Raw genomic sequence first — 26,708 nt, forward strand, 5'->3', positions numbered from 1 at the left:
TAAAAATATCTATCTTGGCTATCTAATTTTCAATTAACTTTAAATGGGTGACTTTACCATTAAAATTACTTTGCAAAGTTTGTAGAACTGGGCTGTTAAGAATAAGCTGCTTAGCATAGCTTTTAGCTTTATCTTCTCTTTGCTTTTGTCGATTTTGCGGTAACAGATCGGCACTTTTAGTGTTCAAACTACTATCTATTAATATAGCGACTGTAGAATTAAACTGTTGTTCAAGTTGGCTTGCAATATGCTTAAATATACTCTGCATGTTTTTGGTATCAAAGGCAACTTTGAATACAGCATTACCATTAATGTCTCCAGTCATGACACCTTGCCTAGCCAACGCCAACTGATCTTGGTGCAACCATCCTAATTCTCGGGCCGTTTGCAACCAATAGTCCCATTTGTCGGGTGTCCATTCACCCTCAAACTTGATGGGTTCACATTTCAATAGATGACGTGGGTCATCTGCATGATCTATCACGTCACTACTTTTAGAGATAGTCTGTTTTTCTTCTGTATTTAAGTCAACATTAGCCTGCTGTAGTTCACTGTCTTTATTATCAACTACTGATAACTCTACTCTATTTTGAATTAAAGAATCCTGTTGTTCAGAATGTCGATGTTCATAGTCAGGCTTTGACGTTTTCAAGTCTTGTTGAACGCTAATATCTTCAGATTGAACGTCGTTTGGTTGTACCTCGTTTGGCTGCACTTCACTTGGCTGCACTTCGCTTAGGTGTACGTCGTTTGTTTCGATATCTTTGAAAGAGGATGTTTTTTCTAGATGATCGAAAGACTCAATGTTTGGTTCAAAATCATCGTCTGACTTAATAGTTTCATTAGAATATTCAGTCACTTTTTCATTAGCGACCGTGGCTCGAGTCTCAGCTGTTTTCAAAAGTGCGCCATCGTCAAAAACCTCTTCATTATCTTGATTGACTGGTTGCGATAATGGCTCGGCTTCGACTTCAACTGGCGCTGTCACTTCATTGACAGCTAAAGGTCTAAATGCTAATAGACGTAATAGACACATTTCTAGCGCTTGCAGCGGTGTATTGGCTAATTTAATTTGCTCACGCCCTTGTATCACTATTTGATAATATAGCTGGAGGACGTCGGCATTAATTGTAGATGCAAGCTCATGAATTTTACTAGCATGAGTTTCATTAACATTTAAAGCAATATCAGGTAGAATCTGATGCATCGCAATTTGATGTAGTAACTCTGCCAAACCATCAAACATGCTACTGGCATCTACCATTTGAGCTCGCATTTGCTCAATATGCTGTGATACGGCTCCATTATTACCATGGTATATATCAAGTACAAGACTAACTAAATCTGAGCTGTCTATTAAACCTAACATATCATTAACCGTTTCATCAGTTAATTCGCCTTGACCAAACGCTATCGCTTGATCGGTTAGTGATAAAGCATCGCGTACAGAGCCTTTTGCTGCGTTAGCCAGCTGCCACAAAGAGGATTGAGTGAATTTAACATCTTCTTTAGAAAGTAGACTCTCCAAGTGCTCGCTAATTGCCTGCTGAGGTAAGGGGCGTAGTACAAATTGTAGACATCGGCTAATAATTGTAATCGGTAGCTTTTGTGGATCGGTAGTGGCTAGTAAGAACTTTACATGCTCTGGAGGCTCTTCTAAGGTTTTAAGCAAGGCATTAAAACTATGAGTAGACAGCATATGGACTTCATCAATAAGATAGACTTTATACCGACCTTGTGTCGGCGCATAAGGCACGTTATCGATAAGTTCACGCGTATCTTCTACTTTAGTACGTGATGCGGCGTCAATTTCAATAAGATCAATAAATCGACCCTCATCAATAGCCACACAGCTATGACATACCCCACATGGGGTACTGGTAATACCCGTTTCACAATTTAGACATTTCGACAAAATACGAGCAATCGTTGTCTTACCAACTCCGCGTGTACCTGTGAACAGATAAGCATGGTGCAGACGGTTGTGATCAATTGCATTGATTAACGCTTTAGAAACATGGGTTTGTCCAACCAGTTCATGAAAATTCTTTGGACGATATTTGCGTGCCAAAACTTGATACTGCTGTGACATAATGATGTCCAAACCTATATATATAGAATGGTAAATCGGAATTTTACTAAAGGGTATTCGAGTTAATAACTATTTAAGTTAAAAACAATTTTTAGTAGATGGATAATTTAGTAGATGGCTAATTTAGATTATAGCTATCCTGACTAATAGTTTATAGTTTATAAGCGTTTCAATTTAAAGCATTTTTATTAAATTGCTATAATGCTAAGCTGACAAATTAGTGATTAAGCCAATCCCTGTGTTTGTTCGAAATATTGGTGTTCTATTTCTGACATTTCAAATCCAGACTTATGGTATACATCCATTTGTACGGTCACATTACCTTTGCCATCATGGTTCGACATATCAAAACCTAGTATAAAAAACTCTGACATGGCTGGATCTTGAAGCTGTGCATTAATGTCTAGTAGCATACTATTATAGTTTTGTTCTACTGCTTCTTTAGAATATTCGGCATCTGGCCGTAAACCATAAACTATGAGTACGTAATGATGCCCAAATTCGTTATATGAGTGCTGATGACTTACATACCCCTCATAACACTCTTCTTGTGAACGATGTTCGTAAGCGACCATTTCTTCCATGATACTTAATCTGGTATACATAGATTCGTTTACTAATGATTGGACCTGCTCAATAGGAATTATATCATCTGACTCATGCCTACGCTCTGTCGCTTTATTAAGCAGCTTCTGATACATCGTTGAATAGCTTTTTAGTTTGGTACTAAGCTCTTGTCTCAACTTCTCCTTTTCTTTATCGCTTTCATCTGATTGAATCATTGTTAACAAGCGACTTTCCACATTGGACATTAAGCCGATATCTACTAGCTTCTCTTGTACCGTAACTGCTCTTTTAAAGAACTCTGGACTGACAATAAATAATTCGGCTAAAGCTATCTCATCTACATAGCTTTGATAATCCACCAATTGATTGAGATGAAAATCTATAAAACTTATAAAGTCGCTCGGTGTTTGCAGCAATTTAACAATTTTATAAAACCCATTTAAACTAAATAGTTGTAAGACTTTATTGTCATCATCTAAATCAAATACACAATCTTCTTGAAAAAACTTACTGCCGTATAAATGTTCAATCTGATAATTTTCACCTCGGAAGTTGACAGCAAGCGAGGTAATACCGATATATTTAATATCATCGTATTTTGAAAGATCAGCATCATTACTCTCAGCCGAACTATCTAATGCTTTTAATCTTTCTACTTTATTCATGATTTGATGATAACGTTTGTTAATGAACATTGCCGAGCTTTGTTTTAACTTTTCAAGTTTGTTGGCAGAAACTTCTGGGTTATTCGACTTGATGCCCTCTTCATTAACCAAAACGTATAGACGTTTGTCACCGATAACAAACAAATAGTCAAATAGTCCTTCCCCTACTAATGGATCTTCTTCATCTAGGTATAAAGACATAAACGTGCGATGGAACATGCCAAGCCAATCAAAATTTATCGGTTTGGTTGTTGGATTCTTCTTAACAGCAGGAGGCGCCCCTCCTTCTGACATAGGATTAATAAGTGGTCTATTGTTATTCGCTCTCGTATTAGATGTATTAGATGGTTTCATTGATTCTTCTTCATAGTTTGCAAAGCGTCGATCTTGGTTATTTAAAGAAACACTTTTGATTTTTTGGGCAGAGTAATTTGCCATATCATCCATTTAACCTAAATTGTGAATTTATTAATATGGTTGTCTATCGTATATTTATCAATATTAACACGAGTCATGCGGCATATTGACTATACAATAAATATTTCTTTTTCTAAATATTTATTTAAGTTTATATTACACTTATATATTAAACCTACTAAATAAATTTAGGACTGTATTGTTTATACAGTCCTATATCTTAAAAACAGCATTCACCGACCGTATAAAATCAATAATTGATGATTCGGGGTTATAATTAGTTTTTTTGGCGCATATGCGGGAATAAAATGACATCACGAATGCTGGCCGCATCAGTGAATAACATTACTAATCGATCAATACCAATACCCTCTCCCGCGGTTGGTGGTAAGCCGTACGATAAGGCTTCAATATATTCTGCATCAAAATGCATGGCTTCATCATCGCCTGCATCTTTTTCAGCAACTTGGTTATAAAAACGTTCCGCTTGATCTGCAGGATCATTAAGCTCGCTAAAGCCATTTGCAATTTCACGACCACCAATAAACAGTTCAAAACGATCAGTGATTTCTGCATTTTCATCATTACGACGAGCCAGTGGTGAGGTTTCAGCAGGATATTCGGTAATAAAGGTCGGCTGACGTAATTTATGCTCAGCGGTTTCTTCAAAGATAATGGTTTGAAGTTTACCGACACCAAAGCCTTGTTTGACTTGCTGCTTGAGTACATTTTGAGCGTAATCAGCCAAATAATCCCTATCATCTACTTTAGATATATCAAAGTCTTCGGCATATTTTGCAATCGCATCTTTCATACTTAAACGCTCAAAAGGCGCTTTTAAGCTAATGCTCTCTTCTTGGTAGGTGAGCTCTGTTGTAGCTAAAATATCAGTCGCCAATTCGTTGAACATTCGCTCAGTTAAATCCATCAAATCTTTATAATCAGCATAAGCTTCATAGAATTCGATCATCGTAAATTCAGGATTATGACGTGTGGATACCCCCTCATTACGAAAGCTTCGGTTAATTTCGAACACCCGCTCGAATCCGCCAACTACCAAACGCTTTAAGTATAATTCTGGAGCGATACGCAAATACAGTGGCATGTCTAACGCATTGTGATGCGTGATAAATGGACGTGCAACAGCACCCCCTGGGATGGGGTGCATCATTGGCGTTTCAACTTCCATAAAACGCTCATTGAGCATAAATTTACGAATTCCGCTAATCACTTGACTACGAACCATGAAAGTATGACGACTGTCTTCGTTGGTCATCAAGTCCAAATGGCGATTACGATAGCGTGCTTCGGTGTCTGCTAGACCATGAAACTTGTTTGGTATGGGTCGTAATGACTTAGTTAATAAAGTAATCTCTTCGATGTGTACGTACAAATCGCCTTTACCTGAACGACCAATAAACCCTGATACGCCAACGATATCCCCTAAGTCTAACGACTTAATTAACGCTTTAGTATCGTCATCAAGCTCTTTACGAGCGACATATAACTGAATGCGACCCGTCATATCTTGAATGACCATAAATGAGCCACGGTTTAACATCAAACGACCGGCTACATTAACTGAGGTCTTATTGCCATTTGAGACTTTTTCTTCTATTTGTTGCTTATCAATACCCTCGAACTGCTGTTGTAAGTCATCTGCGTAATCTGTACGTTTGAACTGATTAGGATAAGCAATTTCGCCTGAGGCTGAAATTTCATCTAACTTAGCTTGACGTTGAGCGATTAGATCATTTGTTTCATCGACTGATGGGGCTTGTTCAGGTTTATTATTAGACATAAGACTCTCAAATTTATAAATTTTAAATTATTTAAATAGTTTGTGTAAAATATCAATCAACACATATAGCAGGTTGTAACACACCCTGTTCTATAGTTTGATAACATCCAAAAGGACTGTTGGTGCTTTGGCATGTACCTATATGATTGTTAGTCCCAGCAGGCTTGAATTCGCCCTGAGAAGTCAAACAAGCACCTTCACAGTCACTAGCGTCTTGACATGATTGACCGGCATCTTTAAAAGTGATGACGCACATATAGCACCCCATCATCCCTTCTCTTTGAAGCATACCATTTTGTTCTCTACATTCTAAAACATCATTTTTAGTACCTTTTGGACATGCTTCAAACTGGTCGCTAAATTTAGTTAAATCTATAGGTAATGGTTGGTTTGTATTATTGTTATCAGCTATACCGTCCGTTGTGCAACCTGATAGTATCAATGCACTTGAAGTTAAAACACCCAACAAGCTAGATTTAATGTATTTAATCATAATTAAAACCTATCGTTTAATAAATTCGAGCATCATAATAAAAGGATTAGCAATCCTGCTGAATATAAGTATTACATGTATAACTAATAAGATAATAAATATCCTAAATAGTTAGTCATTTTCAAAAGATGACATATAAACGATCATTCGTTACCTATGATTTAAATAACTATAACGTGTTGAGTATTTAACTATTAAATTACTAAGTATTAATCAGAAAATTGCCCAGCTAAAAGCTTACTATGAGAAATGATAAATAGTAAATATTAATAAATAGTAATTATTCACCACTTACAGTAGCCATTAAATCTGCTTGATGTTCACGCGTTAATGCATCTAGTATCTCATCTAGATCACCTTCCATAATGGCATCTAACTTGTAAAGCGTTAAGTTGATTCGATGATCCGTCATGCGTCCTTGCGGAAAGTTATAGGTACGGATGCGCTCACTACGATCGCCACTACCGACCAAATCACGTCTAAGCGCATCAGCAGTATCAACTTGTTCTTGAACCTTGGCTTGTTGAATACGAGAAACAAGCATTTGCATCGCTTTTGCACGGTTCTTATGTTGACTGCGTTCTTGCTGACATTCTGCAACGACACCTGTTGGTATATGCGTTAAACGTACCGCCGAATCTGTCGTATTAACGTGCTGTCCACCTGCACCACTAGAGCGAAATGTATCCATTCTAATATCAGCTGGATTTAAATCTACCGTATCGTCAATTTTGACCTCGGGCATAACAGCGACCGTACATGCCGAGGTATGCACGCGACCTTGGCTTTCTGTTTCTGGCACGCGCTGAACACGATGCGCGCCCGATTCAAATTTTAAACGGCCGTATACATCATTGCCTGATACGCGTGTAATGATTTCTTTATAGCCGCCATGCTCGCCTTCATTGGTAGACAATATCTCAATGGTCCAGCCTTGTGAGGACGCATAGCGCTCATACATGCGAAACAAATCACCTGAGAATATAGCTGCTTCATCGCCGCCAGTACCTGCACGAATCTCTAAAAAGGCAGGCACTTTATCGTTAGGATCTTTTGGTAGCATCATAACGTTTAGGGCTTCTTCCATATCTTTAATATCATCTGTGGCAGTGTCAATCTCTTCTTGCATCATGGCTTTCATATCAGGATCACTGGCCTCACCAATCATCTCTTCTGCGTCTTTTTTATCAGCTTCAGCTTGTAAGTATCGTTGCCACAATGATGTTATTTCGCTGAGATCGCTGTGCTCCATTGACAGCTCGCGGAATTTATTATTATCACTAATGACATCGGGGTCAGATAGAAGAGCCGTCACCTCTTCGTAGCGATCTACCATCTGATCTAGGCGTTCTCTTAATGAGTCTTTCATAAGTTAGCTTTTTTTGATAGAGAATTAATAGTCTTTAAGGCGCCGTATTAGACTGTCCTAAAGTTCAATAAAATTTAAGCCGGTAATTATAGCAAATTCTGTAATAAATACCGACACTTAACATGTTTGAATTCAAAGATTTTAGATTTAGGGTCTGTTGAAAATTATAATGGTTTAAAACTATGCTTTTCTTACCAGTATTGAGCCAATTGAGTACCCCGCCCCAAACGAACACATTACCCCCAAATCACCTGACTCAAGCTGGTCTTTATATCGATGGAACACGATGATAGGACTGGCCGAGCTGGTATTGGCAAACTCAGCAATTACTGAAGGCGCTATTGCAGGGTCGGCATCTTTACCAACAACACTCCGAAGGATCAAACTGATCATGTTTGCATTGGCTTGATGTAACCACATCATTTTAACTGTCTTTGGATCAAACTCATTTTCTTGTAAATGGGTTTTGATTAATTCAGATACTTTTGGACATACTTCACGAAATACTTTGCGCCCATTTTGTAAAAATAACTTGTCATTAACGGGGTCGTCAATATCATGATACATCTCAGCCTCTTCGGCTAGATACTGCGCTCTATCTAAAAAGCCGTATTCATTCTTGATATTGGTTGAAAACTGAGTAAATAGTTTAGCGTCTATAATCTCATAACCTTTAGGGCTATCGGAGTGCTCGGTATCAAGCTTTTCTACAATAGTTGCTGTTGCTACGTCACCAAAAATAAAATGACTGTCACGATTTCTCCAATTCAAATGAGCAGAAGTGATCTCAACATTCACGACTGCAATACGTTTACCTAAACCAGTTTGGATAGAACCTACTGCTTGTGAGATACCAAACGTAGCGGCACTACACGCCACATTCATATCATAAGCAAACCCTCCATCCATACCAATTGCCTGCTGAATCTCAATAGACAATGCAGGATAGGCACGAGGAAGGTTAGAACACGCTACAATAATGCCATCTAGTTGACTCGCCTCTATACCCGCTTCATCCATTGCTTGCTGTAGTGCATCTACCCCCATCTCAGCCATTAATGATACTTCTTCACCTAACTTACGCGGTGCAAGAATAGGCGTCATTAAGTCTGGATCTAATAAGCCTGATTTATCCATCACATAGCGCGACTTGATACCTGAGACTTTCTCGATAAATTCAGGAGAGGATTTTTCTAAAGCCTCGCGTTTACCGTCATCAATCTCAGCAGCATATTTTTCGTTATAATTGTCTACATATTGATTAAAGGTATCTACCAGCTCCTCGTTACTGATGCTGTGAGGTGGTATATATAATCCTGTCCCTGTAATATATGTCTTCATGTGGCTTCCTATTTTAGGTCATTCATCTTACTTATAAAGTAGGCTAATTATTAATCAATCAACTCTACCTATTAAGCAAGCTTGTTAATTCAATAATTAAACTTAAAGCATTTAGCGCTATTAATGGTTAAAATCTAAATTAAAGTTTTAAACAATTATTATGCCTGTTTTGTTTTATTATTCCTAATAGAGTGTGTTATAAATTTTTAAACAGTGTACTTTATTACTAGGTCGACGCTCTACTATGTCGACGCTCTACTATGTCGACGCTCTACTATGTCGACTCTCTATTATTTCGACTCTCTATTATTTCGACTCTCTAATAGATACTCTAATGATTGCACGGCTAACCTATTCTAGATTCCTTATCTGATTCAAAACCCTGGTAATAAGTTTTTTATGTCAATCAATCCATATCCACAGCTTAATAAGACACGTTGCCAAACCAAACAGTGGGGGATTTTTAATGAGTCTAAATCACTAACTCCTTACGCATTGCCAGACGATTTACGCATATATGAAACTCCTGAACTGTTTAAAGTACTGGTTTTAGGCGCCGAAAGCACTGGTAAAACGACGTTATGTAAAGATCTAGCGGCTCATTTTGATACGCAGTGGGTGGGTGAATACATGCGTTCTTACTTGCAACACAAGTGGGATAACTCGCGTACATCTTGTGAATGGGAAGATTTACTGCCTATCGCTCAAGGTCAAGTTGCTAATGAAAACGCACTTTCCAAATTGGCCACTGACTATCTATTTTGTGACACCGCATTATTTGAGTTGATGGTATATTCTTATTGGTATTATGATGATTGCCCTTTGGCAATTGAAGCTGCCGCCTTAAACCATTCATACGACCTAATTTTGCTAACAGAAGTGGATGTGCCTTGGGTTGAGGATGATCTTCGTGATGCGCCACACCAAAGGGAGCAGATTAGTCAATTTTTTGCCGATGCATTAACCTACCATAGCAAACCGTTTAGACGTATTGGCGGAACCCGACAAGAGCGCGTCGATAAGGTTGCATCTTGGTTAAAGCAGCTTAGTTAAGACAACTTATACAACGCAGCTTATTAAAACAAACCAATTAAGGGGATCTGGTTTTGATCAATTACTTATTTCAAATTGCTTAAGCTCAATCTCTTAAGTTCCAAGTTCCAAGTTCCAAGTTCCAAGTTCCAAGTTCCAAGTTCCAAGTTCCAAGTTCCAAGTTCCAAGTTCCAAGTTCCATTCCTTAAATCATATTGGTTATAAAGCTTTGAAACTGTAATTTTTCTAATGAAGATTTTAAAGAGCCTTTAGTTTAGTTCGAAAAACTCACTTTCTAATAAGTGCTGTGCATCATGTTGTTTAGAACTTAATAAGCTGTTTAAGTCCTCAACTGATATCGTTGTTAAAAATTCTGACGTATCTTTTTGTTTTACAAACTCATCTAGATTATGCATACAGTCTTCTAAAATTTTTCCGAATTGTGTTATTCTATCAATTAGGCTCTCTTCTCTAATTTTAGATACGGGTTCAGGGTATGACTCCATGATAGCGCTACGCAAAAGGTGCGGTATAGCATGGCTCATGATCGTATCAAATACTTTTAATGGCTCTGTACTAACCATTGCATCATCAGCGCAAATCAAGGTTTGTTCTGCGATATGAACCAGCTGTCCTAACTCTATAATAATCTCATCGCCCAATATCTGTTTGTTATTGCTTAATTTAATTATATTTGGCGAAGTTTGAGTAGGCGTCTTTTCGCTCGTAGAACTCGATGCTATAAGCTCATCGCAATCTATAAGATAAGACTCACCTAGCGTATACATAATTTCTTCACTAGTAGTGTCCTTAATATCCATGTCTTCTATATCCATGTCCTCTATATCTAGATAAGTATTAAGGTCATTATATGTATCATTTAATTGACTATTATTATGTGTGGCATCGTCTTGATAGAAAGAATCATAAACTGTTTTTAGATACGTGCTATTTATAAGGATATTGTTCGCTTTATTAGATTGACCCTCTTCTGCTAGACGACGCAAAAACGCAAACATCGAATCAAGCTGATTGTAGGTCACATCATGACTTGTTAACTGTTTGTGTTTATCAATAATTGAACGTTGAGCAAATTCAGAATCTAAATCGAGATAATCTTCTAGTATTTCAGGTAAACGTGTACCTATTAACTTATCGATAGTAAAACGCTGTTCATTTGAAAGCTCTTGCGTCGATAAATAACTATATTGTTCATGCAATTTAGCCAATAGCTGGCGGTAATCTATCGGCATTGTAGATAGATTATGATAATAAATAATTGTATCGCCTATTTTTATATCGGGTCGAGACTGGTGTAGCTCCCCTTGTGCCTTAGTTGCTATAAACTTTTGATGTTGATAACTTGAGCTGAGTTGCTCACGGCGCGACTTTTCTATAATAATAAATAAAATTGGTATGATAATTACCAAGCTGACAAGTAATACTAAATAGATGAAATCCATAGTTATTTGTTCTGTTAATGAGACATTTAGTCTGTATATAAAGGTCTGAAGAATTAAAGCGATACCCTAACGTATTGTAAGTTCTAAATATTATAATACCGCCTTAATAAAGTACACTTTTAATGATAATAAAAAAATAGTTCTAAAACTTTTATTGACCCGTATATAGCTTGTGTCTATACTCTAAAAATATTATGAAATGTAATTAATAAATTATCGTTTAAAATAATTATCGTTTAATATAATTATCTTTTTTTATTGAATAGCGCTATTAAGAGTATTTTGCATTTGATAGCTTTTAATAAACAGTACGGTTTTAAAAGTGACACAACAGCTCTCTCCTCTTTATAAGGATATTCTATGCAGCAGCATCCTTTGAATACTCAAAGTCTGTCAAACTACCGTCCCACAACTGCCTATATAGGTGCAACTTGGGCAGTATTGGGTGTTGGTACAATTGCCTTTTTTGTTGGCTTATGGAATGCAGCAGGAATGGCGCTGAGCGAAAAAGGCTTTTACGGGGTAGTTTTGGCATTAGGATTGTATGCGTCTATAAGTCTTCAAAAGACTGTACGTGATAGAGCGGAAGGCATACCTACATCGGTCATGTACTACTGGATCAGTTGGGCAGCTCTTGGGGCATCCATTGCATTGATGATAATCGGGTTATTAAATGCTGGTGGACTGTCGCTGAGCGAAAAAGGCTTTTATCTGATGTCATTTACCATGAGTATGTTCGCCGCCATTACTATCCAAAAAAATACTCGCGATGAAGCGCAAATTAAAGCCTTACAAGCTGGTAACACGGCCCCAATACTGTCACACAATATTCACGATGTGACTAAAGCCAAGACTAACGATGAGGGGGAGAAATCGTTATTCGGGACCATTAGGTCCAAAGCTAAGTCCGAGTCTTAGGCTCCTATATTCATAAGAACCTATACTCTTAAGCTCCTCAAAACTAACTACTCTCAACATATTTTAGTAAAACATAGTGTCATAATAAAATGGTGTCACAATAAAAATGGTGATCTATAAATAGCGCTATAAAAAACACTATGTACGCTGTTAATCATATTTTATAAATCGCGTTGGCGACTTTTGCCAATGACATAGAGCAGCTTCTACAGACTGGAAGCTCATTTCTAAATGCTCAGCCAAACCAATAGCATGATAGTCAAGCCGTTCATTTCTAAGCATACCAAATAATAATTTAGCACCTCTTTTTGGACCACTAGCCTCATTAATATAACAACCATCTGGCTCAACCTCAGCCAATATCATTTTGCTCATCAAACATAAATATTCAAATGTTGACAACCTACCAAATCGATAAATGCGTTGTCTTATTAACGTGTACAGATAATTAAAATAAGCTTCTTTATCCAACTTTTGGTGATACGGTTTAAACAGCGCTTGATGCCCGCCCTGCTCTTCTATGAAATCAATATAGCTTTTAAATACTGTCGGCAAATGTTTTAACGATTCATAGGCACGATGATGGCCGAATTTGGGTTTATTCGGGCTTTGTGCTAAATTAACCGCTAAAGCTTCTAGTCGTGGATTGATAAGATGGTTATCATGGGTAATAAACTGCCAACTTAGCACTTTTGATGAGTGTGATTCGCTACTTTCTACTGCGTCTATGCCTACTTCAGTTTCTACGGTATTATTTAACTGCTTGCTTTTTATATCAAATGTAGATTCCCTTTTGTAAAGCTGTCTAATAAAAGTCCAGTCAGATTCTGCATTATCATCGGTATAAATAATTAAGAAACTTAACCAACACGCCTCATCATGGTCTTTTTGATTTAGATAAACTATAGCTTTTATTGGATCAAAAAACTGTGAGTATGGATCGCAAACTTGTTGGTGTATCTGACCGTCAAAAAGAGCGTGTATGTCGGTTTCGTGTTTGATACTTTCTAACAACTGAAGTGCTAAGATTTCATACGAAATACTAGGTAAATTAATACTTAGGCTATTTTTAATCAAATAGGTTCTGATTTGCTCCGCTATATTCATATAGGTATTATTTTGATAGTCGTCAATCATGTATATCGTTTTATCCGTGTTAAAATTAAAAAAGTGAACCAAATCTCGTTAGTTCACTTATTTGTTGAAAATTTAGGGAAATAAAAAGATTATTGGATATAATTTCTACATCACTGCACACTTTCATCTTTAGATAGTATATTAAGGTTATTTAGCTCTTTTACCACTTCACTAACATACAGTCCGAGATCAGGTTCTAAATGAAAGCCAGCAATAGGTTGATTCAACCCTTTTTGTTTGCCTAGACGAACAATAATTGTATTGGACTCTGGTAGTACCAATACTCTTTGACCTAAATGCCCAAGCATGGCATAAAAAGGAATGGGACTGTCAAGATCAGTCCAAATAGAATGACCATATACCTTAGCTTCACCGTCATTAAAAGCCGCGTTATTTGGCGTTATCATCCAATGTACATGCTCTTTAGATAGTAATTGTTTACCCTGCCATTCGCCGCCTTGTAAAAGCAGCTGTCCAAATTTGGCAAAATCTAAAGCATTTGCATTTAAACAGCAGTACATTTTTTCAATTTCTGCAGAGCCATCAAGCGACCAGTAAGCGTTATCTTTCATGCCAAGCGGTTGCCAAAACTTCTCCTCTAAATAACTTGATGCAGTATATCCATGCGGTGCTAAAGCTCTCGTCAGCGCAATGCCTAGTAACTGAGTGTCGCCTGAAGAATAATCAAAGTGATTACCACACGGTTCAACAAAATCCCGGCTAGTCATCTGTTTGATCAGCTTATTGCCATAATAAGCTTTAGCCGTTGGGTTAACAGGTAAATAATAATCCTCAAGCCAATCAAAACCTGAGGTCATACCTGATAAATCTGCAAGCGTGCATTCCTTGGCATACTCATTGTCTGCATATTCGGGCAAAAACGTCGTTATAGGTTCATCGACACTGTTGATATAACCCTCTTCTACGGCTTTTAAATAAAGCATTGTAGTTACCGTTTTCGCCATCGAGAAACTATTGGTATGTGACTCGCCGCTATAGCCTTGCCAATAGTTTTCATACAATAACTGACCATCTTGTATAACGGCAAAGGCGATAGTTTGATCTGTATCTAAGGCGGTTTGGAGAGGGGGTGTTAATTCAAAGTCATCGGCATTAGGGTGAGAACCCCAAGGGATGTGTGTTGCAGGTTTGATCACTCTATTATCAAAATCGACATAATCATCAATGTTTGCGGTCTTTTCACCTTTAAGGTAGGTTAATTGAACACCGCGAAATATATAGCCATTCCCAGTCAAAATCAGACCTAAAGATATAATTATTAGCAACCCAAAAATCGGCAACAAAATCCATTTAAATAATATTCGTAAAACTACCATATAACTTTCCTTAGCTATAAATAGGGGCTGTATAGTCAGCGAACTTATAAAGAGTCACGGTGTTAACCTCGTTAAGCCTACCTTAGTAGTACTTGCACTCGGTTGCCTTGTGACTACTTTAAAGTTCTTTGACTATATTTATAGTCATACCACTCTTAAAGTATAATCGCGTTAAACTTACTAAGCCTACGTTAGTAGTACTCGCGCACGTTCAACTTGTTCCGCTTTTAAGATTGATTGACTATATAATTCAACAATTATATCTATAACAATAAAAGGATGTTGGAATTTTATCCAGCATCATTTAATAGCTCTTATTTAATTTTAAACTTCACCTTATCCCACAGTTTGTTTAATCGCTTTTGCGACACGGCTTGACGCGTCTTCATTGGCTGAGCAAACAGTTGAATACGGAACTCTTCAACCAGCCAGCGATAGTCACAGATAAGCTCATCATCAGCACGACCGGCTAAACGTTCCATATGCTCATCAAGCTCGTACACCGCATCTAAATCACCATCCAGATTATGCTCTAAGCGCTCAATGCGAATTTCTAACGCCTCAAGATAGCGTGGATATTGTTGCCAGTGCTCATAATCCATACGATACACAAAGTCTGATAAATGCAAATCATCGAGCTGATCTTCAATGTCATCAATTGACTCACCAAATACCTCACTGTCGAGCATCAGTAGGCTACGGCGAATGCGTTGCCAGCGCGTATAGACCTCTTTTAATAACTTTAGGACGGTTTGCCCTTGTAATAAAAACTGACCCAATACTGCCTCTTCGGTTTTGGCATAATTACTCTCATCTATAGGCAATTGAACAGCAAGCTTTTCAGCGACTTTATCAGCATTATCAGGGAGCGCTTCTTTATTACTTTTAAAATGTGGCGCATGAGATTCAAGCGTGGCATCTAAGGTGGCATCAACCACAATAGTTTTAAGCTTTTCCATGTCCCCTAAAGGTGCAAAAGCCAGTTTAAAGGTCTTGTCGATTTGACTGGTTAACTGTTTTTGTTTTGCACCCAGTTTTGACTTAATAAGACTAAGAACGCCTTTGCGATGTGCCTTTAAAGCGGCGCTAACATCGGTAAATTGATAAATGGTCACCGCCTCACCTGCTTCATCAGCGACTAAGGCTGAAAACTCTTTCATCACAATACCTGCACTGTGACGATTTTTACTAAATTTAAAGTGCTCTGGGAAATGGGTATGAACGCCCTCACTGCCTTGACTTGAGCTAACCGCTTGACTGGTCTCGCTTGCGTGACGCTGCTGTAGCGCTTTTAAGTCTCGCCCCTTTTCAATTACCCGCTTTCTGTCATCTACGACACAAATTTGTGGCTGGAGATAACGGTCAATTGATGAGGGATTAAAGTCCTCAGGTTTAACGCCCACAATTCCTCGACGCTGAAGCGCTTGGCACAGCTGATTCAGTAGCCCTTGTTGGTGATTGGCTTCTAACTCATCAAACAAGCTGTCTGCGGTATCAGGAATGGGAACGATTTTTCTACGGATATCTTTAGGTAAAGACTTGAGCAGTTGCAATACTAATTCATAACGCCAGCCCGGCACTCCCCACAACAGCTCAATAGCATCGAGTTGAGGCAAAGCAGCAAGCGGCACTCGAATAGTGACGCCATCATCTTGTGATGCAGGATCAAACACATATTTTAAGGGTAACTTTAGGTCACCCAGTTGCCATACTTCAGGAAACTCGCCAGTAGTGGGTGCTGTCTCTTTGAGTACATCATCATCAGTGAAGAACAAGAACTTTGGGTCTTGTTTTTCAACTTCTGCACGCCAGTCTTCAAACGCTTTTCGGCTTGCAATATGCTCAGGGATTTTACGCTCATAAAATTGATATAAGTCTTCTTCATCAACCAGTAAGTCACGACGACGCAGCTTATCCTCGATGCGCTCCACATCCGCAATCTTGTCCATGTTGTGTTGCAAAAATGGTGCTTGACGCCCCAAGTTACCCGTTACCAAGCCATCTCGGATAAAGATTTCACGAGATTCTTCAAGATTAATCTGTTCATAGTTGGTCAGCTGCTTAGCCACCACAATCAGACCAAACAAACTGATTTGAGCATATGCCCGCACCCGTCCCGTCTTCTTCGACCAATGTGGCTCAAAGTAATGGTACTTGAGCAAATTACCGCCTGCCGAGATAATCCATTCAGGTTCAATTTTGGCGACTGTGCGCATAAATACTTGTGAGGTTTCCACTATTTCAAATGCCATTAACCAAGGTGGTGCTTGTTTAAATACAGTACTTGCAGGGAAAATCTTAGTTTTCTGTTGACGTGCTGCCAGATACTCACCGCGCTGGTCTGTTTTATGCGCAATAACTGATAACAAACCAGTTAATAGCGCACGGTGTAGATTGGCATATTTAACCGCTCGCTGCTCTTCATTGACTTCTTTTTTATCAGTCACAATTAAGTCAGTCGCGACATATCTAGCCACTTTGGTTTGTTGCTGGTTATTGTTCTTAGATGGGTTGACTTTTGGTTTTGCACTGTTTCCTTTTTTACCGTGCTTATCATGACGGGCTTGTGGTTTTTGCTTTTTATCAGTACCTGAGTCGGTTAAGAGCCTTAAATCTGAGACCATCTGCTCTAATTGACGATACGTTTTCTCCCACTCACGCAGACGCGGAAAACTTAAATAATGCTTTTTAGCAAATGATTTGCGCTGACTATTAGTTAGCTTATTGGTGCCGCCCTCATATAGCGCCTTCCATAAACTTAGATAAAACAGAAAGTCAGAGTCTTCTTGACGAAATATGGCATGCTTTTGGTCTGCTTGGGCACGTTTTTCTGCTGGGCGCTCACGTGGGTCTTGCACGGCTAATGCTGCTACAATAATCAACATCTCTAGCATACAATCAAAGTCACTACCTGCAACCAGCATGCGAGCCAGCCTTGGGTCAATGGGCATACGTGCCATCTTCTGACCTACTCGTGTCAGTTTCACCTCATTTAAGGTTTGCTTTGCAAGTGGCTTGGTGCTATTTGGGTTTTTGGGAGTAATGGCGCCAAGCTCATCGAGTAGCTTGCGACCATCTTTTACCAAGCGGCTATCAGGTGGCTCAATAAAGTCAAAGTTCTCCACTGTACCTAAGCGCAGGCTAGCCATTCGTAAAATAACGGATGCCAAGTTGGTTCTTAATATTTCAGGCTCGGTATAAGCAGGACGATTTTCAAAATCTTCTTCTGAGTACAAGCGAATACAAACACCTGGTGCAATACGCCCGCAGCGCCCTTTACGCTGATTGGCTGCCGCCTGACTTATCGCTTCAATTGGTAGACGCTGAACACGCGAACGGTATGAATAACGAGAAATACGGGCAAAGCCTAAATCTATAACATAGCGAATACCCGGTACGGTTAATGCAGTCTCAGCGACGTTGGTAGCGATAACAATACGGCGCCCTCGCCCAGAGGGTTTGAAAATACGTTGTTGCTCAGCGTACGACTGACGAGCAAACAACGGTAACACTTCAGTATGGCGCGGACCATGCGCTATTAGCACCTCTTGCATCTCACGGATTTCGGCTTCGGTGGCTGCAAATATCAAGATATCTGCATGCTCTGGATGACCTTTAGAGATCGCATCTTCAAAACACTCTTCAACTGCTGCGACCACTGCACGAGGTAGATTATCCTCAAAGTCATCAAAGCTGTCATCATCGGAGCTGGTAACAGGTTCATCGGTAAGTGCTCGGTAGCGTACTTCGACCGGATAACCCCGACCTTCCACATCAATAACAGGCGCGGGCACCATACGCTTTTTGGCTTTATCGTAGTGTGCAAAGTACTCGCTAAAGCGACCTGTATCGAGGGTTGCAGAGGTAATGATGACTTTCAAATCGGGACGCTTGGGCAATAGCTGTTTAAGATACCCCATAATAAAGTCGATATTTAAACTCCGTTCATGCGCCTCATCAATGATAATAGTGTCATAACGGGTTAAAAATCTATCGTGACCCAGCTCAGCAAGTAAAATACCGTCGGTCATTAACTTGACCACAGATTTAGCGGTGCCTTGCTCATTAAACCGAATCTTAAAGCTAACCGTATCACCTAGCTGCTCACCGAGCTCTTCAGCGACTCGGTTTGCCACACTTCGTGCCGCTAATCGCCTTGGCTGGGTATGACCTATTTGTCCAGTGATACCTCGCCCTGCCATCATGGCAAGCTTAGGAAGCTGGGTGGTCTTACCTGAGCCTGTCTCACCAGCAACAATAATGACCTGATTATCAATAATCGCTTGAACGATATCTTCGCTACGCTTACTCACAGGTAGCTCATGATTGAGCCGCTCAGCCATATTATATGGAATACTGTCAATACGTTCTTGTACCACTTGTTGTGAGCGGTGTTTTATTTTTTCAAACTTAGCCTTTTTTTCTGCCAGTACCTTTTCAGGGGTATTGTTGTTAGGGCGAGCGAGCTCCCTTTGCAAGCGGCTCAGAAAATGTCGGTCTTTGGCAAGGACGGGGACTTCTGTAGAGGTCATCGTTTGATTTTTTGCTGTGCTCTCTAGCACCTTGTTTTTGATAGGTATTAGTTTATTGTCTATTTGATTGTTTTGATTAGAATCTGGCATTTGCTTAGGCTATTATTTGCTATGTGTTGGTTTTTTATGGGGGTTTTGGAAGGTGGTTTCAAGATGGTTTTGTATTTAGGGTTTTACTCGTTGATACTTATTATAACTTATTTCATTGTACGATGGTTGCATTGGAGGTGCGGTTTAGCCCCGATTGCAGCGGATATACTGCATGACAGGACGAGTTGCAGGCGCTAGCTATGCGGTGGCGCGCGAAGCAGGCGACACCACATCGCTTAGCGACTGCCTCGTTATGGCATGCAGATAGCAGCGTAAAGCGGTGATAGCTACCTGTTTTAAGGTTTATTTATTGCAACTGTGTATTCATTAAGCACTAAAAAGACCACCTCATGTGGCCTTTTGCGTTAAATTATAATCTATTTAAATTTAGAATCCTTTTATTCAAAGCCCCTATAAACTCCTAAAAGCCCCTAGTAGCCCCTAGAATCCATAATCGCGCGGTTCGTTTTGGAAAGAAACCCAATGTGTTTTGGTAAACTCTTCTAGGATTTTGTCACTGTTAAAGCGTCCAATACCTGAGTTTTTGACACCGCCAAACGGTACCATGCTCTCATCATTAACTGGCATGTCATTAATATGAGTCATACCCGCTTCCATACGTTTGGCAAAATTCATACCTTTTTGCATATCATTGGTAAATACAGCACTTGATAAGCCAAATTGGGTGTCGTTTGCGAGGGTTAGCGCTTCTTGCTCATTTTGAGCTTTTACAATGGCGGCTAATGGACCAAAGATTTCATTACGGAACAAGTCCATCTCTGATGTCACCTCAGTAAATATATAAGGGTGTACAAGTTGACCCTCAATTTTACCTTCTAGAAGTAAATTAGCCCCTTCGTTTTTGGCGGTTTCGATTTTATCTTTTAGCGACTCTAGCTGGTTTTTGTTAATAATAGGTCCAATAAAGGTATCTTCATCATTGGGATCACCTACTTTCAGGTAGGTCACCATATCTTTGAATTTTTCTACAAAGCTGTCGTAAATGTCTGCTTCAACAATAATACGGTTAATTGCCATACAAATCTGACCTTGATGCAGGAACTTACCAAATACCGCAGCTTTTACAGCCTGATCGATATCAGCATCTTTTAATACAACAAAGGGGTTGTTGCCACCTAGCTCTAATGCCACATCTTTAATGTAGTCACCGCTAAAGGCAAGCTCGCCAATGTGCTTGCCGACAGGGGTAGAACCTGTAAAGGACACTAGGCTTGGGGTGTCATGGGTGACAATAGCATCGCCAATTTCACTGCCTGCACCAACGACAACGTTTAATACCCCTTTTGGCAATCCTGCTTCTTCAAAAAGCTTAGCAAGTAGCAATGCACCTGTCACTGGTGTATCACTGGCAGGCTTTAATACCACGGCATTACCAAGGGCAAGTGCTGACGCTAGCGAGCGCTGAGTTAAATGTAGCGGAAAGTTCCAAGGACTAATTAAAGCGATTACTCCGATAGGGTCGCGAAACACAAAGTTTTGTTTGCCAGGGGTGTTACAAGGTCTAATTTCACCATGCACGCGGTTAGGATAGGTTGCTGCTTCTACTGTAACAGTACGAGCAATCTTAAGCTCAATCTCTGCTTTAATACGAGTACTGCCAGATTCTTTGATAAGCCAATCGGCAATTTCATCATGGCGCTGGTCTAAGATTTCAATAAATTTATACATTATAGCGGTGCGCTCAGCAGGCAGTGTTTTCGCCCATTCTTTTTGTGCGTCACTCGCTGCTTGAAAGGCCTCATCAAGCTGCTCTTTGGTTGCTTGAGTGATTTCAACTAAGGTATCACCCGTATAAGGGTTTGTGTTGATATTGGCGCTGTCATCTTTACCTTTTACCCACTCGCCTGCGATGTATTGGTAGTTGAAGTCTGTATAGCGTTGTGGTGCCTGATCATTTGCTGTGTTTGTTGTATTAGACATATTATGATTACCTATAGTTAGTTATTATTAGAATGTTTTATAAAGTTTTTTAAGAGTGTTGTAAGGATTATTAGTAGGCGATTAAATTCAAGGCGATAAGCATTTGTTTTGAGATATGCGTTTATTTAGCTATATGCTAAATTTATTAAAGGCGCTTATAAACCTACATTTTATTAACTAGAGCTTTTAAGCTCAAAATTATGCTATCACAGGCTTAAATATATCTGCGTAAATTAATATGAGATATTGTTTATCTAACGTGACTTCAATATATTTAATACTAAGCAATAGTTAATAATAAGAATATGATACTTAGTACATTTTAGGCATTTTAATATAGATCACTCGTTGTCGACCTTGTGCGCTCTTTAAAAACTTTTGTAAATCCAGCAAGGCCAATCTAGGAAAAGGTAAATGTAAGGATAATAATAACTGTTCAAATAAATCCATTTCATTTAGCAAAGCTTTGCAAATATCAGGATTGATTTCAATATGTTCATATAGGTTATCTATCAACCACGTTACTTTAGGGAACTTTGCGTTGTTATGAACTTGATATAACGTCGTTATCATATCATTCGTAATTCTGTATCGTTTTTTACGACCCATACCGATTTTGTAGTACATATCTAGCGCCATAAACACCTCCATAAAAATTTAGATAATAAACTAATATATTAAACACTAATTCATGATAAAAACGTAATAAAGCTTAATCTCGTACTTATAAAATTAATTTAGCCTCTTTAAATAGATTATAACGACTATAAGGTTCCCTTCAGAAATTTCATCGCTACCGCAACGGTTGCTTGTGGATTTTCTTCCTGGGGCACATGACCTAAGTTATCAAAAATCTCTAACTGACTGTTGGGTATCGCTCTTTCAAATCTATACGCACTATCGATTGGGATAAGCTTGTCCTGCCCGCCCCAAATAATTAGCGTGGGATGTTTGATATCGGACAAATTACCTACTTTAGCGCTAGACAACCCTTCACGCATTCGTTTTAATAATGCGGCGCGGTTTCCTTGGCGTAATGCTAGCTCATAGTAGCGATTGACTAAAGCGCTAGTAACTTTGGACTTGTTAGCATAGACACTATACACGCTGTCTCGGATTAAACGCTTAGGAAGCACCTTAGTAATAATTGGTTCGAGCACGCGATATTGGGCCAATTTAAAGCCTATGGGTACGCTATGTGACTTGAACTTGAGACCTGAGGCGTCGATTAGTATTAACTTCACAACTCGGTTGGGATGCTTTAATGCCATCAGCCATGCCACACCCCCACCCAGTGAGTTGCCCGCAACCGATACTTTATCAATACCTAGGTTATCCATAACCTCAATGACGGTGTCGACATAATTGTCCAAAGTATACCGCTTGTGCGCAGCAGTATAAGGCCCCGTTAATCCAAACCCTGGCATATCCAGACGTAGCACGCTATATTCCGACTCAAGCGCTTTACTCCAGCCGTACCATGTATGCAAGCTTGAAGACGTACCGTGCAATAGCAAAATGGTTTCTTGGAGTTTGTTATTGTGGCTTACCTTTATTACGTCATCAGTAGAATCGAAACATTTACCTGACATAACCACATGAACATTCGCATCACTAATAGGCACAAATTTACTGTCTGATAATTGCCAATGACGCAATTGTTCAAGCGATAAATCAGGTCTCCATACTGCTTTTGCTATAACGGTGCCTAAGGTTATCGCTATACCTGTTGCAATTGTGGTTCTATTAATAAAGGATTTAGTTTTATTATTTTTAGTGACTTGGGTTTGTTTTTTAAGTTTAGTATTCATCTGCTAGCAACAATCCTTGTTTTATGCTTTTATTTATATGCTTTTCTAATATGATTTTTTTATAAAAACTATTCCGTTATCTATAGTCAAAGAACTTTAAAGTAGTCACAAGGCAACCGAGTGCAAGTACTACTGGAGTAGGCTTATCGAAGTTAACACCGTGACTTTTTATAATTTCGCCGACTATATTTGAGATTAGATAAAATCTTTTCTAAGCTTATCAAATTGTAATTAGACCTTATATCATAGTATGACACACAAAAAAGCGACCATAAGGCCGCTTTAATTATAAAATTGACTGGTAAATAACAATCAACATTTAACATCAACAGGTTGATTACTTTTTAAGCCGTTTATCTTGTTCAAGCTTAGTCATTATCTCAGGCAGCTTGTCACTCACAGCGTGTAAGACAGACTTGGTAGCCGCGCTGCTCAATCCAGTAACTGCTGAATGAGCCGCATTAGCTAAACCTAACTTTTCGACTAAGGTAGGTTTCTGACGTGACATTAAAGCGAATACCTGATGTTCATCCATTTGCTCAAGTAAATAAGCATCAGAAGTTTTAAGATTATCTACTAAATTTAATTTAAGCGCATCTTCACCATACCAGTGATCGCCATTAGCTACTTTTTCTAAATTAAGCTGTGGACGGTATGTGGTCACGAAATGTTTAAACAGTTTGTGAGTTTGCTCTAATTCTTCTTTATACTTAGCACGGTCTTCATCATCGTTTTCACCGAACATAGTGACCGTACGTTTGTACTCACCTGCGGTGAACATCTCATAATCAATATCGTGATTTTTTAACCATTTGTTAAAGTTTGGAATTTGAGACACCACGCCGATTGATCCTAGGACGGCAAATGGAGCGGCAATAATTCTATCCGCAACACAGGCCATCATATAGCCACCACTGGCGGCAATTTTGTCCACTGATACTGTTAGCGTTATTCCCGCATCCTTAAGACGTACCAGTTGCGCAGCCGCAAGACCATAACTATGTACCATACCGCCGCCAGACTCTAAACGAACAACGACTTCATCGCCTTTTTTTGCAGTGCTAATAATAGCGCTAATCTCTTCACGTAAGTGTTTAACCGCTGACGCTTTTATATCGCCGTCAAAATCTAAAACGAAAATACGCTTTGGCTTTTGCTTATTTTTGGTGATATTTTTTAATCTTTTTTTAGCTTCCTTGGTCAAAGATTTTTTGAAGTGCTTGACTGCATTTTTATCTTCAATAGCTTCAATCAGTTTAGTACGCTGCTCATTTTGTTTTTTATTAAGATGTACTATTTTAAGTTCTACTGGATTTTTTGTAGGGTGAAATAACATAATTTTTTAAATTTTCCTATCAATAATGTATAAAGGTTCTAGGCGAATAAAACATAATATATTCTAAGCTATCTATAGATATTGTTGCATAAACTGACAATTTCAAGCTCATTGCCTTTTAGGCTCAAGATTTATAGCTTACTAAGACCAAATGGCTTCAGTAATTAAGCCATAAATAAATAAGCACCAATTTAATAGCCACTACATAAATAGCTACAAAATAACTTAAATAAAGTAATGCTTATCAAATTTTAGCATTTAATCCCCCATGACCTTACCTTCGCGGCGAGGATCGGCACCTCCTTGAAGTCCTTCTTCAGTAATAACAATACCCTGTATCCCTGAGTTTAAGTCTCGCACTTTGGTCTTATAGCCCATACTTTCTAACAGGGGTACCGCTTGGGTAGCTTGGGTATTTTCTTCAACTTCAAAGGTGCCAAACCGATTTAAAATATTGGGTGAGGAAATGGCCTGTTGAATATCTAGCCCACCATCAATATGGGTCATTAGAGTTTTTGCGACATAACCAATAATGCGGCTACCGCCTGGAGAGCCAACTGCTAAATACGGCTCCCCATCTTCCATTACGATTGTGGGTGCCATTGAAGAGCGAGGCCGTTTTCCACCTTCAACGCGATTGGCCACAATTTCACCATCTTCTTCTGGTTTAAATGAAAAATCAGTCAATTCATTGTTTAATAAATAGCCATTTGCCATCAGTGTCGAGCCAAATGCATTTTCTATAGACGATGTCATCGATAATACATTCCCCGCTTGATCTACAACGACAATATGACTGGTCGAGGGCAACTCTATGGCTTCTGCAGACACATAACTGGCGATTTGATTACTTAAGTCTGGGTCTTTGAGCTGTATGTCGCCTGGTACCACATTAGGAATACTAAGGGTTGTTGACTTAATCAAATCAGCTCGTTTTTTTAGATATTCTGGCGATAGCAGCTCAGCTGTGGGAACAGTGACATAATCTGGATCGCCGACATATTTGCCACGGTCTGCAAAAGCTAACCGTGAGCTGTCTGCAAGCACTCGTAATGTATTTGCTGGATTATCGGTAAGATACTCAGGTGTAAATTGATTTAATACCCCCACTATCTGTCCAACTGCGATGCCACCGGAGCTAGATCCACCCATCCCGCATACGTCGTATTTGCGGTACTCACTACAGACGGGGTCTCTTTCAATTATTTTATAAGATTGAAAATTAGAGGGCCGTAAATCACCAGGATTATCATGCGCCATCTTCACTTGCTGAATTATATTATTGGCTAATTTACCTTGATAAAAAGGAGTGCTACCTTGCTGCGACAAGACTTTGATACTTTTTGCATACTCAGCGTTTTTTAGCAATGTGCCTGCTTGAAGCGGCTGACCATTAGGTAAAAAATACGATTTTGTTTGCGGATAGCGAGACAATTTGTCTGAATTGCTTGCAATTGAAGCCGCCATGCGCGGAGAAACTTTAAATCCATTTTCAGCCAATCGGATTGGCGTATCAAATAACGCAGACCATTCAAGCTTTCCATAACGCTTATGCAGTACCTCCATCATCTTAGGTACACCTGGCACACCGACCGAACGACCACCGATGACAGCCTGCATAAATTCTAGAGGTTCTCCAGATTCGTCTAAAAACAGCTCTGGCGTTGCAGAGAATGGTGCTATTTCACGTGCATCGAAAGTGGTCAGCTCTTTATTAATATTATTCCAATAAACCACATAAGCGCCGCCGCCTAACCCCGATGATTGCGGCTCAACCAAACCTAATGTCGTTTGAATGGCTACCATTGCGTCAACCGCATTGCCGCCCTTTTTAAGTATGTCATAGCCTGCTTGCGTTGATAATGGATTTGCAGAAGCTACCATATAATTATCAGCATATACTAGCTGCTGATTGGTGCGGCCAGTCCCGTATTCAGGTGCAATTAAGTCAGCACTTTGCATCCCTTTATTACTATCATTTGACAGTAAGATTTGATTTGCTTCAGTGGTCTGATTTGATACTCCATTATGCATGTCAGTTGAAATTATCTGACATCCTGTCATCAATAAACTCATTGTCATAACAGCACTGATATAGGTTTTTAATTTAGTATTATCACCAGAACTGCTACCTTTTGTATTCATAGTCATATTTATCTTCCTTAGCAACCGTTATAAACTTAAATGCACTTGGTATAGCGCCACATGTTTAAACCTTACCTTAATCGATAGACCCCAGTACACATTTAATTTATATTTTTACTGTTTTATAGGCTGTGAATTTTTTAGAGCGGCTATCTGCCCTTTGTTCAAAGCATTTCAAATCAATTTGTAACGGGCTAGGAGTTGTGACAATGCGCAATAAC

Annotated in this window: 17 protein-coding genes; 2 read left to right on the top strand and 15 right to left on the bottom strand. The window is 39.1% G+C overall.

The window, feature by feature from the left end:
- Nucleotides 1-22: 22 nt before the first annotated feature.
- From dnaX to AC21OH_RS06170, 6 genes are all read right to left on the bottom strand, one after another.
- Complete coding sequence (gene dnaX, locus AC21OH_RS06145) at nt 23-2,092, bottom strand: DNA polymerase III subunit gamma/tau (protein WP_487370690.1); 2,070 nt, start codon at nt 2,090-2,092, stop codon at nt 23-25.
- Nucleotides 2,093-2,316: 224 nt separating this feature from the next.
- The gene (locus AC21OH_RS06150) at nt 2,317-3,762 is read right to left on the bottom strand and encodes a hypothetical protein (RefSeq protein ID WP_486535013.1); all 1,446 of its coding nucleotides are present in this window, start codon (nt 3,760-3,762) and stop codon (nt 2,317-2,319) included.
- Nucleotides 3,763-4,018: 256 nt separating this feature from the next.
- Nucleotides 4,019-5,542 (bottom strand): lysine--tRNA ligase, encoded by a 1,524-nt coding sequence (lysS, locus tag AC21OH_RS06155; protein WP_487370691.1) that lies wholly within the window; start codon nt 5,540-5,542, stop codon nt 4,019-4,021.
- A 52-nt stretch (nt 5,543-5,594) separates the two neighbouring features.
- Nucleotides 5,595-6,035 carry a hypothetical protein gene (locus AC21OH_RS06160; RefSeq protein ID WP_487370692.1) on the bottom strand — a complete coding sequence of 147 codons (441 nt, stop codon included), beginning with the start codon at nt 6,033-6,035 and terminating at the stop codon, nt 5,595-5,597.
- A gap of 280 nt (nt 6,036-6,315) precedes the next feature.
- On the bottom strand, nt 6,316-7,404 hold the full coding sequence (prfA, locus tag AC21OH_RS06165; RefSeq protein WP_487370693.1) for a peptide chain release factor 1: 1,089 nt from the start codon (nt 7,402-7,404) through the stop codon (nt 6,316-6,318).
- 180 nt (nt 7,405-7,584) lie between these two features.
- Nucleotides 7,585-8,745 (bottom strand): beta-ketoacyl-ACP synthase III, encoded by a 1,161-nt coding sequence (locus AC21OH_RS06170; RefSeq protein WP_487370695.1) that lies wholly within the window; start codon nt 8,743-8,745, stop codon nt 7,585-7,587.
- Nucleotides 8,746-9,144: 399 nt separating this feature from the next.
- Here AC21OH_RS06170 and AC21OH_RS06175 point away from each other — a divergent pair, with 399 nt between their 5' ends.
- Nucleotides 9,145-9,798: an AAA family ATPase gene (locus tag AC21OH_RS06175; RefSeq protein ID WP_487370696.1), complete on the top strand. Its 654-nt coding sequence runs from the start codon at nt 9,145-9,147 to the stop codon at nt 9,796-9,798.
- Nucleotides 9,799-10,046: 248 nt separating this feature from the next.
- Here the strand turns inward: AC21OH_RS06175 and AC21OH_RS06180 are convergent, their stop codons facing one another.
- A complete protein-coding gene (locus AC21OH_RS06180; RefSeq protein ID WP_487370697.1) occupies nt 10,047-11,240 on the bottom strand; it encodes a hypothetical protein in 1,194 nt (397 codons plus the stop codon).
- Between the two features lie 360 nt (nt 11,241-11,600).
- Here AC21OH_RS06180 and yiaA point away from each other — a divergent pair, with 360 nt between their 5' ends.
- Nucleotides 11,601-12,158, top strand: coding sequence for an inner membrane protein YiaA (gene yiaA, locus AC21OH_RS06185; RefSeq protein WP_487370698.1), 558 nt, complete (start codon nt 11,601-11,603; stop codon nt 12,156-12,158).
- Between the two features lie 150 nt (nt 12,159-12,308).
- Here the strand turns inward: yiaA and AC21OH_RS06190 are convergent, their stop codons facing one another.
- The 8 genes from AC21OH_RS06190 to ggt form a co-directional block, all read right to left on the bottom strand.
- Nucleotides 12,309-13,295 (bottom strand): alpha-glutamyl/putrescinyl thymine pyrophosphorylase clade 3 protein, encoded by a 987-nt coding sequence (locus AC21OH_RS06190; RefSeq protein WP_487370699.1) that lies wholly within the window; start codon nt 13,293-13,295, stop codon nt 12,309-12,311.
- Between the two features lie 110 nt (nt 13,296-13,405).
- The gene (locus tag AC21OH_RS06195; RefSeq protein ID WP_487370700.1) at nt 13,406-14,551 is read right to left on the bottom strand and encodes a serine hydrolase domain-containing protein; all 1,146 of its coding nucleotides are present in this window, start codon (nt 14,549-14,551) and stop codon (nt 13,406-13,408) included.
- Nucleotides 14,552-14,946: 395 nt separating this feature from the next.
- Nucleotides 14,947-19,164, bottom strand: coding sequence for an ATP-dependent RNA helicase HrpA (gene hrpA / locus AC21OH_RS06200; protein ID WP_487370734.1), 4,218 nt, complete (start codon nt 19,162-19,164; stop codon nt 14,947-14,949).
- A gap of 531 nt (nt 19,165-19,695) precedes the next feature.
- Nucleotides 19,696-21,195, bottom strand: a complete 1,500-nt coding sequence (locus tag AC21OH_RS06205; protein ID WP_487370701.1) for an aldehyde dehydrogenase family protein — start codon at nt 21,193-21,195, stop codon at nt 19,696-19,698.
- A gap of 312 nt (nt 21,196-21,507) precedes the next feature.
- Complete coding sequence (locus tag AC21OH_RS06210) at nt 21,508-21,834, bottom strand: hypothetical protein (protein WP_487370702.1); 327 nt, start codon at nt 21,832-21,834, stop codon at nt 21,508-21,510.
- Nucleotides 21,835-21,959: 125 nt separating this feature from the next.
- Entirely contained in the window at nt 21,960-23,006 is a 1,047-nt protein-coding gene (locus tag AC21OH_RS06215; RefSeq protein ID WP_487370703.1) for an alpha/beta fold hydrolase, read from the bottom strand.
- Nucleotides 23,007-23,343: 337 nt separating this feature from the next.
- Entirely contained in the window at nt 23,344-24,342 is a 999-nt protein-coding gene (gene sohB, locus AC21OH_RS06220; RefSeq protein ID WP_487370704.1) for a protease SohB, read from the bottom strand.
- A 258-nt stretch (nt 24,343-24,600) separates the two neighbouring features.
- On the bottom strand, nt 24,601-26,493 hold the full coding sequence (gene ggt / locus AC21OH_RS06225; protein WP_487370705.1) for a gamma-glutamyltransferase: 1,893 nt from the start codon (nt 26,491-26,493) through the stop codon (nt 24,601-24,603).
- Between the last annotated feature and the right edge of the window lie 215 nt (nt 26,494-26,708).

Source organism: Psychrobacter sp. CX10 (assembly GCF_057621575.2).